We start from the raw sequence: 13,988 nt of genomic DNA on the forward strand, positions 1-13,988 counted from the left end.
GCGCGTCCCCGGCGGCCCAGGCGACCTCCAGGACCGGCTGGTCCTCGATGCGGTCGACGCCCGGGGTGACGGAGGTCAGGCGCACGACCTGCCGGTGGGCGGGGTCGGCGTCGCCCGGGGTGCCGGTGCGCGGCCCCTTCACCTCCTCCAGTACGAGCAAGTCCCCGGGCTTCAGATCGAGTTGGCGCTCCTCGCACGTCTCGGCGTCACGCCACTCGTCGCGCAGGGTCGCGGCGGTCGCGCCCTTCGGAAGGGAGGACACCTCGCCGCCCCAGGTCCACAGCCGGATCGCGTTGTGTGCGGCCCGCAGCTCCAACGGGTCGGCGGACACGACCGGTTCGAAGACCTCCACCGAGCCGCGCTCGTCGAGGTCGGCGAGGTCCCCGTCGTCGATGACCGTGCCGGGCTCCGGACGGTCGTGCGGGTCGAGGGTGCGTACGTCGACGGATGCGAAGCGGTACGTGCCCGGCAGCAGCGTGTGCTCGCCCGCGGTCTGCACGGTCACGTACGCACGGGAGTTGGCGCCGTCGTGCATCGCGTAGTCGATGAGCCGGACATGACGGCGTACGGAGACCCGGCGGCGCGCGGTGTCGAGGTACGCCTCCGTGGCGACCGCGTCCTGCTGGTAGCCGATCTGGTCGCCGGTGTACGCGAGCAGTTCGACGAGCGTCGTGCCCAGGTCGGCGGGGTTGCGCTCGATCCAGTCGGGCGTGGTGAGCGCGAGCCGGTCGAGGAGCAGCTTGCGGATGGTCTCGTAGTCGCGCGCGGTGTAGTCGACGACGGGCGCCTCGGGGAACTCCCGTGTCTCATGGGTCTCTTCGGCGCAGTCGAAGGGCGTCGGGCAGTCGGGCCGGAAGGCGAAGGCGGCGCTGTGGTAGCGCTGGTCGAAGCCCCGGTACGGCTCGGTCCCGGGACGCCCGTACGGGTCGGTCTCCACCAGGGAGAGCCGGTAGCGCGAGGTGTCGCCGGCCCTGTCGAGGGTGACGTACAGCCGGTCGTCGAGTTCGGGGTCGTCCTCGCGCTCGACACTCAGGTCGACAGCCTCGATGCCGGTGATGCGACGGCCGCCGTCGATGCGTACGTTCTCGGCGCACAGGCCGTGCGGGGCCTTGCCGAGGAAGGTGACGGTGAGCGTGAGGCCGTCGTCGCCGACCTCGACGGCGTCAACTCCGTTGAGCTGGGCGGCCCTTACCTTCACCCGCCGGGTGGTGGTGGTCGTGCCCGTCATGCCGCGGCCCTCCCTTCGAAGACGTCGTCGCGGCGCGTTCCGGTGGTGCGCACGGCGTACGAGAGATGCACGCGGATGGCGTTGTCCTCACTGACCACGTCGAGGTCCTCCACGTCGATGAGGTCGCCGAGCCAGCGATGCAGGGAGGCCTGCACGGAGAGTTCGAGGGTGCTGGTGAGTTCGGGGCTGTTGGGCGCGAACACCAGGTCGAGCAGTCCGCAGCCGAAGTCGGGGCGCATCACGCGCTCGCCGGGGCTGGTGAACAGCACCTGCTCGATCAGGTCGCGGACGTGCTCGTCGTGCCGGGCGTGCGCGGTGCGGCCCCGGCGGTCGGCCCGGAACGGGAACGCTATGTCGCTGCGGGGGCGGGTGCGTGGGCTCATCGGACGGCCACCTTTCGGCGCTCTGCCTGGACGACCGGCGGTCCCTGCGGCACGAAGGACGCCGTGAAGCACTCGGCCGCCGAGGTGTCGAGCAGCACGGACGCGCCGCCGACCGTGACGCCGGAGCCGTCGGCCGTCCAGCGGACGGAGACGCACGGCACGGGCACGCCGTCGACGGTGTGCGGGCAGCCGGTGACGACGTACCCGTGCTCGGCCGTGGCGACGGGCATGCCGTCCATGAGCACGGCGGAGGTGGATGTGGTGGCGGTGGTGACGCGGCCGCCGTGCGGGCAGCTGATCACGGCACCGGTGCCGAGCAGACCGCCGGATGCCCCTGTTGCGCTGGACACTTGATTCGTCCCCCGTCTTCCTATCGCTTCGAGAGCACGGTCAACTGGCCCTCGTTGATCGTCACTTGGTCTCCGCGCAGCAGGATCTCGGCGCCCGCGCCGGTCGCGATGACCACGGCTTCGTCGGTGATGCGGATGTAGGCGCCGCCCTTGGCCTGGAGCAGGATTCCCTGGTCCGCGCCCGGCGGATCGCTCATCACGATCTTGTGCGCCCCGGGTGTCTGCACCACGACCGGTTTGGCCTGCGAGGCAGGCTGGACCAGGCGGCGCGCGTCCGGCGGCAGTTCGCTCTGGTCTCCGTACCAGCACCCCGTCCACACGGGGAAGCTGGGATCCCCCTGCTCGAACTCGACCCACACACCCGCTCCCGGCGGCGGCACCACGAACTGCCCCGCCTCCGGCCCGGTGAACGGCAGACAGGGCAGCGCCCACGTCGACGGCTCGTCGCCGAGGACGTCCGGGACCTCGACGGTGATCCGCCCGATGTGCAGCGGGTCGTTGTTGTCGATCACCCGGCCGCGGAACTTGCCGGGGTAGCGATTGCCGGTTGCCGCCATGCTGAACTGCTCCTGCTCTGTGGGGTGTTGCTGGGTGTCGCTCTGCTGATGTCGCTCTGCTGATGTCGCTTGCTGCGGGTCAGGGCCTGACGTAGGCGCTGCGGGCTTCGAGGCCCTCCCGGGAGAGGGTGAAGTTCTGCTGGTACGAGCCCGGGCGCAGGGTGTGCGTGACGGACTTGACGTAGTAGTCGCCGTCGTACGCGCGTCCGGCGCCGCGCACGCCGACCAGTTGGCGGGGCTGCAGGAGGTATCCGTGCCGGTTGACGTCGAGCGAGCCGGAGCCCGAGACGACATCGGCGGACACGGCGGCCCTGGCGAGGAGTTCGGCCTCGGCCTGCTCGCGCTGCTGCTTGGCGGTGCCGGCCAGCGTCCTGCGCTTGAGCGCCGGGGTGGGCCGCTTTCCGAGAGGCGGGCGCAGCGGGCTGATCGGCGGCTGCGGGAGCAGCGTGGACTGCCGGGTGCCGGGGTCCTGCCAGCGGGCCTGCGGTTCCTCCCGCGCCGTGCCGTCGTACGCGAACGTCAGCTGGTCGACGGTTGAGTTGTTGTCCATGTTGACGTTGAGGGCGTGCTGGCGGATGCCGAGCCTGACCTCGGGCCCCCAACGGGCCGTCGACTGACCCGGGTTGGGACCCGTCTCCAGATAGAACGTGTAGCCGTTGGCGCGGGCCAGCTCGTTGACGTACTGGAGGTCGGTGCCCGTCTGGTAGTGGACGCGGAGGTCCTGGTGCGGTGGCTGGGACACCTTCTCCGTGTAGACGTCCGGCCGGATGCCGTAGTCGGAGTACCGGCGCAGGATGGCCAGGACGCGCTGGGAGGGAGGGAGGTTGGGGTAGCGGTCGGTGCGCTCCTCCAGGTCCATGAGGAGGCTCAGGTCCTCGCCGGTGACGGTGAGGGTGGAGTGGCCCGGCTGGTTGCTGGCGCCGACCTCCTGCCGCACTATCAGACCGTCGAGGAGCACCTCGGGCGTGCCCTTCACACTCACGGAGACGATGACGCGGGTCTTCGGGTCGAAGAACCCCTCCGGGAGCAGGGTGCGGTTGATCAGCCCGTTCTTGGTGAGGTCGAAGGCGAGCTGGAAGCCGCTGCGTTCTCCCGCGGTGGCGGTGATCTGGGCGGAGAGCAGGGCTTCCGTCACCTCCGCGGGGACGGGCCTGGTGAGCTTCGGTCCCATCTGGAGGGTGATGTGTACGGGGCCCCTGCCCACGGGGAGGTCAGACACGCCGGTCTCCCCGGTCCGCCCGCGGGAACCCGCCGGCGAGGGGCACCTCGATGACGTTGCCCGCCTCGTCGGTCAACTCCCGTGGATCGAGTACGGGGTTGGCGTCGGCGATCTGCCACCACTGGGCGGCGTCGCCGAAGTAGCGCCGGCCGAGGATGTCGGGTCGTTCACCGCTGCTGACGGTGTGGCTCTGGCCCTCCCCCTCGGTCTCGGCCAACGGTGGCAGCAACCGGCGCTTGGTGTACCGGACTTCGGTCCCGTCCGCCTGTCGGTGGATCCCGATCTCGGCGTCGTGGTAGCGGCTGGTGCGGGGGTAGGGGTGGGCGCCCGGGATCGCGTCCAGGGCGTTCTCGTACGGCTCGATGTCGGCCATGGCCTCCGCCTCAGCCCCTTCCGCTCAGTGTTGCCGTGCCGCCGATGTCCCCGCCGGTGAGGCCGAGTCCGCCGAGGCTGCCTCTGCGGGCGGCCGCCGCGAGGCGTTCCTTCTGGGCGAGGTGGGCCATGTAGAGGTCGGCGCCTCGGTGTCCGGCGGGGAGGTCGCTGACGGTGAGCACCTTCAGCCCGATGCCGAGCGAGGCCCGGATCGGGTTGAGGTTCACGTCGAAGGCGGACTCGTTGATGGACAGTTCGGTGAGCCGCACGGGCATCACCCGCTTGCTCCCCCACGTGAACAGCGTCAACGGCATCTCGATCGGGCTGATCTCGATGGTCCCCTTCTGCGAGAGCCGCGAGGCGTCCCGTATCTGCTGCGTCGTGGGCTGCACCAGCATTTCGAGGGTGGCGAGTTGTGGGTGAATGCCGTCGGGTGCGGCGACCTCGAACTGATCGGTGGCGTCGATCTCGGCGGTGAACTTCCACGTCTCCTGGGCGGGACCCTTGAGCCGCAGGGCCTCGTTCCGGTCCCCGGTCCCGCTGCCGCCTCCCCCGGAGTCCCCACTGCCTCCCGCCGACTGTGGACTGAGACTGCGTTCGAGGGTGTCCGGGTTGAACTGAAGCACGATGATCCGCTGGGGTGTCCCGCGGTCGGGGTCGACCACGACTATTCCGGAGCGGATGGGCTTGGGGATGTCGGCGTAGCGGGTCATTGGCGGGCCTCCAGGCGTTCACGCAAATCCGTGTAGTCGTGCTGCGGAAAGATCTCGGGAAAAACCTCCAGCATGCCCTGCAGGTATCCGACCGTTTCGCGGAAGTCGCCACGGCGCAGCGATACGTCTGTGTAGAGGTATTGCCAGCCGTAGGTGCCTTTGGTGAGGAGCAGAGCGTCCAGATACTGGCAGTAGGTGATGTCCATCTTGATGAATCCGGGCGGATACGGGTCGCCACCGATGTCCGCCACGGCGCTGTACCAGATCTCAAGGGGCGTTCCGCCGGGCCGCAAGCGGATGTATGTCAGTTTCCCGGACCCGGACCGTGGCGTGTGATCGAAGAAGCGGAGTTCCGACAGGAACCGGAGCTGGGAGTCCGAGGCGTCAGGAATCGTGGCGGCTGGACCCTCAGGCTGATTCAGTACGTCACGGAGGTGGAGCAGATTGAAATCGCCCTGGATTCTGGGAAGTTTTTTCCGGGAAGTCCTCCACTGCGCCCCGAGGTCCGTGAAACGCAGACCACAGTCCACGAGGTTCTGATCGAGTTCGACGTCAGCCCAGCCATCGTTGTACCGGCCCAGCGGGAGTAGCTCTTCGAGGGCAGGCCCCAGGTGATCGGCGCTCCCACAGTCAGCTTGGAGGAACGGACTCGACCGGATCTCTTCCAGAGAGTCCGCGTGCCGCTGCTCGTTGGGGGTGAGATTGTGCATGACGGTCAGCTTTCGTCGGGCGATCAGAGATTTTTGGCTCCGTCAGAAGTTGAAGTAGCCGTGGGTTGCGCGCAGCTTCAGCCTCCTCATCGTCGTGTCAAAATTGATGAGCGGCTTTCCTGCCTTCGACTTGTATGCGGACAGTTTCCTCTTCATGTCCGCGAAGTCCTTGAATGTTCGCTCGTGCATGACCGCCGTCACATACATCCGTCCCGCCCTGTCGAGAGCCTTTCCGATCTCCGCCCTGGTGGCTGTGTTGATGTTGACAGGGGCCGTGAGCGGTCCGACGAAACTCGGTGCGGGCGGTGGAGCGAAATTCTTGACCGCTCGCATCGATGCAGGCAGCTTCATCCAGTCCGAATTATTCTGTCCGGTACCGTTCCCTCTCCTCTTGTACATGCCCCAATCGACCGTCAACTGCTCGGGGAATCCTTCGGGATAGGTATTTCCGTGCGGGTACGCGATGGTGCTTGGACCCTTGTAGCGCTTCAGTTCCGCCGTGTACCACCCGGGCATGGGAGGAGTGGCCGTGGCGGTCTGCCCGAATGCCTGCGCGGCGTACTTCTCGATCTGGTGATAGAAGGGGGCGTTGTCGGAGTTCCTTGCGGGAACGAAGTTGGATGTGGCTGCCGCTCCACCGATCTCGCGGGGTATGAGGTGCATGCGGTCCCACTGGGGCGTACCCGGAGTCATCTTGTGCCGCGCCAGGTAGTACCAGCCCTCGGTGTATTGATTGCCGGGTTCGCGTCCGCGTTGTGCGTACTCGGGGTTGATGTACTTCGCGTTGGTTGTTACCGCCGGCGGGACTCCGTTCTGGGGCCAGGGTTCGATGACGGGACGCGGCAGTTGGTGCTTCCTCAAGTAGTCGAGCAGTCCCTGCGAGAAACCACCGGTGACGGGAAGGCTCGGGTTCAGCCGTGCGCGGATGGTGAACTCTTCGCTGCCCTCCTTTTCCAGGCTGGTAAGCCGGAACCACCGTTGCAGGGAGGAGAGCAACGACCTGTGCGAACTCTTCCGGAGTCCGGGTTCCAGCCGTTCCTCAATGATCGGGCGTAGCCTCGCCACGATCTTGGCCAAGCGCTCAGCCTTGGAATCAGTCGATTCCTCGTCCTTCTTGCGCTCGTCTCGCTTCTCTTGCTTCTCCTGCCTATCCCGCTTGTCCGGCTTGCTCTTGGGGACACCGTCTTTCTCGTGTTTCGGCCTCCCGGGGGCGTCCTTGTCGGGCTTGGGCTTGCCCGGGGCGTCCTTGTCGGACTTCGGCTTGCCGGGGGCGTTCTTGTCCGGCTTGGGCTTCCCCGAGTCGTCCTTGTCGCCCCTGCCGTCCTTGCCCGCAGGGCGGTTCGGGTCCTGGTCCTTGGGCTTGTCCGGGGTCTTGTCGTCCGTCTTGGGCGGCGTCAAGCCCTGGTCCTCCTTGGGCTTGCCCGGGGTGTCGTCCTTCGGGCGGGGGCGCGTGTCCGTTTCGGTCTTCGGCTTCGGTCGGGGAGTCGGCTTGGGCTTCGGGGACGGGGTCGGGCGGGTGTCCGGCCTGTCGTCTTCTTTGTCCTTCGGCTTGCCGTTCTTGTCGTTGCCCGTGGGCCTCTTGGTGTCGGCCGGGGTCTTGGGCGTCCCGGGGCCGGGCTTGGTGCCGTCCTTGGCGGGGCCGGTGGTGGGTGACGTGGGCTTCGCCGGGGTGGTGGTCCCCGGCTTCTTCGCGGTCGGCGTTCCGCCGGGACGCGGCCCTGCGGTTGTTGGACGGCTCGTCGTTGGGCGGCTTGTTGTCGGGCCGCTCGTCGTCGGGCGTGTGGTCGGGGCGCCGGAAGTGGGGCCGGGCCCGGGTTCCGGCTGCGGGCGCGTCTTCTTGTCGCCGCCCCGGTCGTCCGAGCCCTGGCCCGCCGGGCCGCGGCCCCCGCCCGGCTTCTCCTTGCCCAGGTTCAGGGCAACGCTCTTGAGACGGCGGCCCACCTTGGCGACGTACTTGCCGATGCCGTTCAGCAGGAACTCGTAGGCGAGTTCGAGGAGGGCGACGATGCCGGCCGCGACCGCCTTGGCGAAGAGGATGCCGGCGCCGCCCTGGCGGACCGCCTTCAGCCAGGTGATGACCGCGCCGATCGCCCGGAGGATCTCGCTGAGGGCCCCGATGGCCGTGCGGATGGCGTCGATGACCGCCATCACCCAGCCCGCACCCGGGATCAGCTTGGCGATGACCTTCGTGATGACGATCTCGCCGATGATGAAGGGGAGTTGGGGGACGATCGCGTCCCACGTCTCCTTGACGATCCGCTCCAGGGTGAAGCCACCCTTGATGAGCTTGTCGATCATCGCCTTCGGGATGCCGAGGATCTCCTCGATCTTCGACTGGAACCACTGTTTGACGGCGGCCTGGACCTCGCGGAAAAGGTGGTTCTTCGCCCCGTCCACGGCGGAGTTCTTGGCGCCGCTCAGCCAGCCGCCCGGGTCGGAGAGGAAATCGACGGCGATCATCATGAACTCGCCGAGCGCGCCCAGTATTTTGGAGGCGTATTCCAGGACGGTCCTGACCGCGGCGATCACGGCCTTGATGACGTCCAGCAGCATCTTCTTCAGGATGCTCAGAATGCTGCCCAGCAGCTTCCCGATGGCGTGCAGCAGATCCGTGATGATCTGCTTCAGTATTTTCGCCAGCCGGTTCACCATGGCGATCGCCGCCGAGATCAACCCACTGATGAACTTCCGGATACGGTTGGCCAGTTCGATGATCCCCCGGACCAGCGCCCTGGCGAATTCGATCAGGTCGTCGATGAGGTTCTTGATCGCGTCGACGATGAACTTGCGCGCCTCGTTGATCCAGCGCTCGACCGTCTCCTTGAAGTTCTTGATGAAGCCGACGACCGCGTCACGCGCCGCCTTGATGACGCGGACGATCGCGTTCTTGATCTCAAGGACCTTCTCTTTGATCCAGTCGAAGGCCTTGCTGATCCAGTTGCCCGAATCGTTGACGCTGTCGTCGCGCTTCTTCTCGGCGTCCTGCTCGGCCTTGGTGTTCTCGTCCTGGATCTTCTTGTCGCCGTCCTTCTTCTCCTTGTCGACGTCGTCGTCGGTCTTCTTCTCCTTGTCCTGGACGTCCTTACGGACCTTGTCGTGCCGCTCACTCTTCTTCGTACCGAGTTTCTTGAGCTCCTCGTCCTGCTCCTTGCGCCAGTCGGCACGCTGCGCGGTGACATCGCCGAGGGCCTTCTCACGCTCGCCCGTCTGGCTCTCGGTGTTCGCCGCGACCTCGGCGTCGACCTTCTGCTTGTGCTTCGCCTGCGAGTCGCGGAAGTCCCGGTCCTTGGTCTGCCGCCCCTCGGACATGCCCTTCTGGCCGTCGCTGAACGCGGCCTTGAACTGCGGCCCCCGGTCGTGCTCCGCCACCTCGGACGCGGCCTCCGGAGGTACGGCCCCCGTCGACGCGCCGCCCTCCGGAACACCGCCCTTGCCGCCCTCGGGGCCGGGCACCTTCGCCTTGAGTTGCTCCTTGGGGACGTCGGGGTAGACCTGGTTCTCCCCCATCGGGCGGGCCGCGTCGTCACGGCCCGTCGTGACGGTCTCCTGGCCCTTGGTGTCGACCGCGGCGCCCTGTTCGCCCGCGGTCCGGTCCGCCTCGCCCTGCAGCTCGACACCCGGCGCATTGCCCGCCTGCGCCTGCTTGAGCGCCTCGTCCTTCGTCGGCAGCCCGGCGAACTTGGCCGCCAGCTCCTGCGCGTCCACCTCGAAGCCGAGCTTGTCCGCGAGCCAGCCGATGCCGAAGCCCAGGGCCATCTTGAAGGTGTCCCAGCCGCCCGGCTCCTCCGCCTTCTCGGCCTCGATCTGGCCCTCGGGCTCCTTGGCACCGGTGACCTCGGCCTTCTCCTCCTCGGGCGCCTCGGACTTCCGCGCCGGGTCCTGGGAGTACTGGGCGGGCGCGTCTGCCTTCGGCTTGCCCTGGAGCGTCTGGGGCGCGCCGGCGGGGCGCTGCATCGACGGCGGCGCCGCGGCGAGCGCCTTGTGCTCGTCGCCGACGGTACGGTCCACCGAGCCGCCCACGCCTGCCATGGCCTCAAGTGCCTTGTGGGGCTTGAGATTCGAGGCGGTGGACAGGCCCGCCTCAGGGGACACCTGGGAGAGGTTCGGGGCCGGGCCCGAGTCCTTCTTGCCCTTGCCCTTGGCGGCGGGCACGGCCGCGCTGCCGCCACCACGACCGCCGCCTCCACCGGAACCTCCACCGCGCGAACCCTTGGCGGCGGACGCCGACTTGGTCGCGGACTTCGGTGCCGGGGCAGCCTTGGTAGCGGGCGCGGCGGCCGGGGCGGCCTCTTCCTGCGCCGACTGCTCGGGCGCCTGGACCGGTTCCTGAGCGGCGGGCGCGGGCTCCTGCACCGCCGGGGCCTGCGGAGTCGCCGTACTACTCGCACTCCCCCCGCCCGACGACTGGCTCTGGGTGCCGCCTCCGGACGAGCCGCCGGAGACATGGCTGTCCCGCGCGGACGAAGCACTCGAAGCGTCCGACGCCGGCTCACTCCTGCCCGCCGCACTCCCGGAAGCCGACGAGGTCGACGAAGCCGAGGACGAAGCCGCCGAGGCCCCCTGAGCCTGCCCACCCGGAGCCGCAGCCGCCTGACCGGACTCCGACCTCTTCTGCTCCTGTCGGCCCGAGGCCTCGGACCCGCCCGACTGGGCGCCACCCGCCTGCGGAGACGCCTTCTCCTGGGCGCCGGCCGACTTGTCGCCCGCGGCGGGAGTGCCCTTCTCCTCCTTGGCGGCCGTCTCCTGCGCCTCGCCGCCGTCCTCGGACCTGCCCGGCGCCTCCTGCACCGCCGTCTGCGCGGCCACGGGCCCGGCCTTGGGGTCGGCGCCGCTCTTCGGGTCCTTCGACACCGAGCCCGGTACGGGAGGCGGAGCAGCGGCCCCTTCCAGCGCGAGACCGCCGAGCTGCCCGTCTCCGACGGTGGCATCCTCGCCTTCGGGCACGGCCTCCGTGTCGGCGGCCCCGGCAGCGTCGCCCTCCTCGGACTCGGACTTGGATTCCGCCTCCGCATCCTCCGCGTCCTCGGCGTCCCGCTCCGCCTGCACCCTGTCGGCCTTTGTCACCGGAGGCGCGGCGGACGACGGCACGACCGCCCCGGCGGCGGAGGCCGGATCCGCCTCGTCCGCGGTCGGTACGCCGGATACGTCGGGATCCTGCTCCGGAATGAAGTCCTCGGGCTGGAGCTTGATGTCCCAGGCGCTCTTCTCCCTGCCGCCGACCTCGACCTCGGACTCGCTGCCCGAGCCGAACGGGTCTTCACCGACAGTCTCCTCGGGACCTTCCAAGTCCTGGTTGCGCACACCGTCGAGCCTGCTGAGCGGGCCGGACTGCCGGCCGCCCTTGCCCGTCGCCGTGGGAGAACCCGTCGGCTTCGGCTGCCCGGCCTTTTCCTGCGGCTTCACCTTCTGGCTCGCCACGAGCGCGTCGACCGCGCCCGGCCGGTTCTTGGCCGCGGACTCCTCCTTGCCGGCCGCGGGAGCCTCCTGCCGGTCCGAGGCCTCTTCCTCCCCCTTCTTCTCCCCCTTGGCCCCCTTGTCCTCCTTGCCCGCCTTGCCCGCCTTGCCCTCTCCGGCTTCCTTCTTCTCGCCCTTGCCCTGCTGGGACTTCGCCGCCTCGCCCTGCGCCGAGCCCGCGGTCGCCTTCCCGCCGCTCTGCCGCGCACTCTCGGCCGTACCGCCGCCCGAGGGCTGCCCCGCGACCTCGCTCCCCTTGCCGACCTCAGCCCCAATACCGGTGCCGGTACCGGCACCCGGGCTCGGCTCCGGATCGCCACCAGGCGCGGTACTCCCGTTCCCCGGCGCCGAGTTCTCCGGAGTCGAACCGGCGGCCCCTTCCTCACCGGCCGGTTCCTTCTCCGGTCCCGGACCCGCCCCGGGCTTCCGCTCCTCCTCCCGGTCCTCCTCGACCGCACGCTGCTCGCTCTCCCGCTCGACCCGCAGCTCCTCGGCCGCGTCCGGCTCGACGGCCGGGGCGTCGTACGAGTCCGTCTCCTCCGGAAGATCCCCGTCGGCCTCGATCTCCTCGACCAGGTCGAGCACCCGGTCGTGCTCCGAGCCGAGCAGCCGGTCCTCCAGGCGGTCGAGGACACCGTCCAGCAACTCCTCGGGCAGCCGGGCGAGTTGCCTGCGCGTGCGCTTGGAGCGGTCCTCCGGGTCGCCGCGCAGCGAGCGCACGACCGAGTTCGTCAGCCGGTCGACGAGGGTGGCGGGGTCGATCTGCTCCAGCCGGTTCCGGTCGGCGTCGACGGTGGCGTACCGCAGCCAGCCGGGCGTGGCCTGGCCCTCCTGCACCTCCGGCACGGACTCCTGGGCGGCGGCCGGATGTGCCAGGTCCTGGGCGGCCGACTCCGCCTCGCGCTCGATGGCCTGCTGGGGCAGGCTCACCGCGCCGGGGTCGCGGCCGGCCCGCAGCGCGCCGAGGCCGTCCGGGTTCTGCACGGTGTGCAACAGCTCGTGGGCGAGCAGGCGTTGACCGTCGGCGGTGCCGGGTCGGTACGCGCCCTCGCGGAAGAAGATGTCCTGGCCGACCGCGACCGCGTCCGCACCGAGCAACTCGGTCAGCTGCCCGGCGTCCCGCCCGGTGTGCAGCCGTACGCGGCTGAGGTCGTGGCCGAGCTGCTCCTCCAACTCCCTTCGTACGCCGACGTCGAGAGGCTGTCCGGCGCCGCTGACGATGTCCTTGGGCTCGGGGGTACGGGCCTTGGCGGCACGCTCCTTGCGCTTGCGGCGGCGTTCTTCGGCGGCCTGCTCCGAACGGCCTTCCTGTGTCTGGGAGTCACTGCTCACGGCGTCATCTCCCCACGGCCGGAGAGCCCCGCGTGCACCGCGCGTGCCAGCTCCTGGCCGAGCCGACGCGCGGACAGCCCGGCGGGCAGCGGAGGCAGCCCGGACAGCGCGTCCACGCTCACCGCGCCGTCCGCCGCCAGGGGTACGCCACGCTCGCGTACCAGCCGGGCGAGTTCGTGCTCGAACGCGGCCGACACCCGCTCCGGGTCCACGCGGAAGCCGTCCAGGACGAGCTCTCCGATGTTCACCCGGATCGCGCCCGGTTCCCTGTCCACGCCCCTGCCCGCGTCCGCGCCCACGCCTCTGCCCGCGTCCCTGCTCACACCCATCCGCGGACCTCCCCCGGCGTCAGGGAGCGCTCCAGCTTGAGGTACTCGGTGCGGGCGGCCGCGAGCATGTGCCGCATCTGCAGCCGGTCGCCCTCCTCGGCGGCGAGGAACGCGCCGGACAGGGCGATGTTGCGGATCGAGCCGCCCGCGACGGTCAGTTGGGCCAGCAGTTCCGGCTCGATGCCCTTCGTCGGGGTCCGCGACGGCAGGACCCGGCGCCAGATCTCGGCACGCTCGTGCTCGGCCGGGAACGGGAAGTCGACGACGAATCGGATCCGGCGCATGAACGCCGTGTCCAGGGCCTTCTTCATGTTGGTGGTGAGGATCGCGAGCCCCCGGTAGGCCTCCATCCGCATCAGCAGATAGCTGACTTCGAGGTTGGCGTACCGGTCGTGGCTGTCCTTGACCTCGCTGCGCTTGCCGAAGAGGGCGTCGGCCTCGTCGAAGAGGAGAAGCGCGCCACCGGCTTCGGCGGCGTCGAACACCTTCCGCAGGTTCTTCTCGGTCTCGCCGATGTACTTGCTGACCACCTGGGAGAGGTCGACTATGAAGAGGTCGAGGCCGAGTTCCTTGGCCATGACCTCGGCGGCGAGCGTCTTGCCCGTTCCCGAACCGCCGGCGAACAGGGCCGTCACGCCCAGCCCTCGGCGCAGGGTGGCCGCAAATCCCCACTCCTGGTGGACGGTTGCCCGCTGACGCACGTGCGCGACGATCTCGCGCAGCACACTCGTCTGCCGCTCGTGCAGCACGAGGTCGTCCCAGCCCGCCTCGGGCTCGATACGGCGGCCCTGGTCGTCCATGCCGACACGGGCCTCGTTCATTCCGGCACGCCAGGCGAGTCGACCGGCGTCCAGCTCGTCCTCGCCGGGCAGATCACGGCGCACGGCGGCTGCAGCGGCACGTACGACATGGGGCGGAAGCTGGAACTGTGCGATCAGCGACCGCAGTTCGCCTTCCGGGATCTCGGCGACGCCTCCGAACGCGCCTGTCCACAGGCCGAGTTGCTCCTCGTCGTCCAGGCGCGGCACGGCCACCCGTTCGCCGTGCGGCCGGTCCGTCTGGCGCGGGTCGGTGCTCGACACGACGACGGGCACGGCGGCTCCGGCGAGGAACGCGTCGGTGGCGGCGTGCTGGTCACGGTCCAGTTCACCGGCCTCCACCAGCAGGGCGGCGGGCAGCAGGATCGCCTCGCGCTGCCACAGCCGGGCCAGCCGGTCGCGCTCCGCGGGGTCCGTGGGGATGTCCTCGGCGCTCATCGCGTACAGCCCGAGCCCGGAGCGGGCGGCGGCCGCGGCGGCGATGTCGGCCCGGCTGCGCAGATCGCCGCCGACCACCTCGACG

General features: G+C 69.5%; 10 protein-coding genes and 1 pseudogene. All 11 read right to left on the bottom strand.

Annotated features, from left to right (window positions below):
* A pseudogene (locus O3Q52_RS33735) lies at window positions 1-1,228 on the bottom strand (putative baseplate assembly protein); the annotation flags it as partial.
* A complete protein-coding gene (locus O3Q52_RS33740; protein WP_269652461.1) occupies window positions 1,225-1,611 on the bottom strand; it encodes a GPW/gp25 family protein in 387 nt (128 codons plus the stop codon). The gene O3Q52_RS33740 and the pseudogene O3Q52_RS33735, both read right to left, overlap by 4 nt.
* Window positions 1,608-1,961: a hypothetical protein gene (locus tag O3Q52_RS33745; RefSeq protein WP_269652462.1), complete on the bottom strand. Its 354-nt coding sequence runs from the start codon at window positions 1,959-1,961 to the stop codon at window positions 1,608-1,610. The genes O3Q52_RS33740 and O3Q52_RS33745 overlap by 4 nt, the downstream gene beginning before the upstream one ends.
* Before the next feature lie 20 nt (window positions 1,962-1,981).
* The gene (locus O3Q52_RS33750) at window positions 1,982-2,518 is read right to left on the bottom strand and encodes a phage baseplate assembly protein V (RefSeq protein ID WP_269652463.1); all 537 of its coding nucleotides are present in this window, start codon (window positions 2,516-2,518) and stop codon (window positions 1,982-1,984) included.
* 79 nt (window positions 2,519-2,597) lie between these two features.
* Window positions 2,598-3,737 carry a hypothetical protein gene (locus O3Q52_RS33755; protein ID WP_269652464.1) on the bottom strand — a complete coding sequence of 380 codons (1,140 nt, stop codon included), beginning with the start codon at window positions 3,735-3,737 and terminating at the stop codon, window positions 2,598-2,600.
* Window positions 3,730-4,110 carry a hypothetical protein gene (locus tag O3Q52_RS33760; RefSeq protein WP_269652465.1) on the bottom strand — a complete coding sequence of 127 codons (381 nt, stop codon included), beginning with the start codon at window positions 4,108-4,110 and terminating at the stop codon, window positions 3,730-3,732. Before O3Q52_RS33760 ends, O3Q52_RS33755 begins: the two co-directional genes overlap by 8 nt.
* A gap of 10 nt (window positions 4,111-4,120) precedes the next feature.
* On the bottom strand, window positions 4,121-4,822 hold the full coding sequence (locus O3Q52_RS33765) for a hypothetical protein (protein ID WP_266504234.1): 702 nt from the start codon (window positions 4,820-4,822) through the stop codon (window positions 4,121-4,123).
* Window positions 4,819-5,532 (bottom strand): hypothetical protein, encoded by a 714-nt coding sequence (locus O3Q52_RS33770; protein ID WP_269652466.1) that lies wholly within the window; start codon window positions 5,530-5,532, stop codon window positions 4,819-4,821. The genes O3Q52_RS33765 and O3Q52_RS33770 overlap by 4 nt, the downstream gene beginning before the upstream one ends.
* Window positions 5,533-5,574: 42 nt before the next feature.
* The gene (locus O3Q52_RS33775) at window positions 5,575-12,318 is read right to left on the bottom strand and encodes a DUF4157 domain-containing protein (protein WP_269652467.1); all 6,744 of its coding nucleotides are present in this window, start codon (window positions 12,316-12,318) and stop codon (window positions 5,575-5,577) included.
* A complete protein-coding gene (locus O3Q52_RS33780; RefSeq protein WP_269652468.1) occupies window positions 12,315-12,647 on the bottom strand; it encodes a hypothetical protein in 333 nt (110 codons plus the stop codon). The genes O3Q52_RS33775 and O3Q52_RS33780 overlap by 4 nt, the downstream gene beginning before the upstream one ends.
* Window positions 12,638-13,988, bottom strand: a 1,351-nt coding sequence (locus tag O3Q52_RS33785) for an ATP-binding protein (protein WP_269652469.1), incomplete at its 5' end; no start/stop codon positions are given. The genes O3Q52_RS33780 and O3Q52_RS33785, both read right to left, overlap by 10 nt.

It is taken from the genome of Streptomyces sp. ActVer (assembly GCF_027270795.1).
GTDB classification, from domain to species: domain Bacteria; phylum Actinomycetota; class Actinomycetes; order Streptomycetales; family Streptomycetaceae; genus Streptomyces; species Streptomyces umbrinus_A.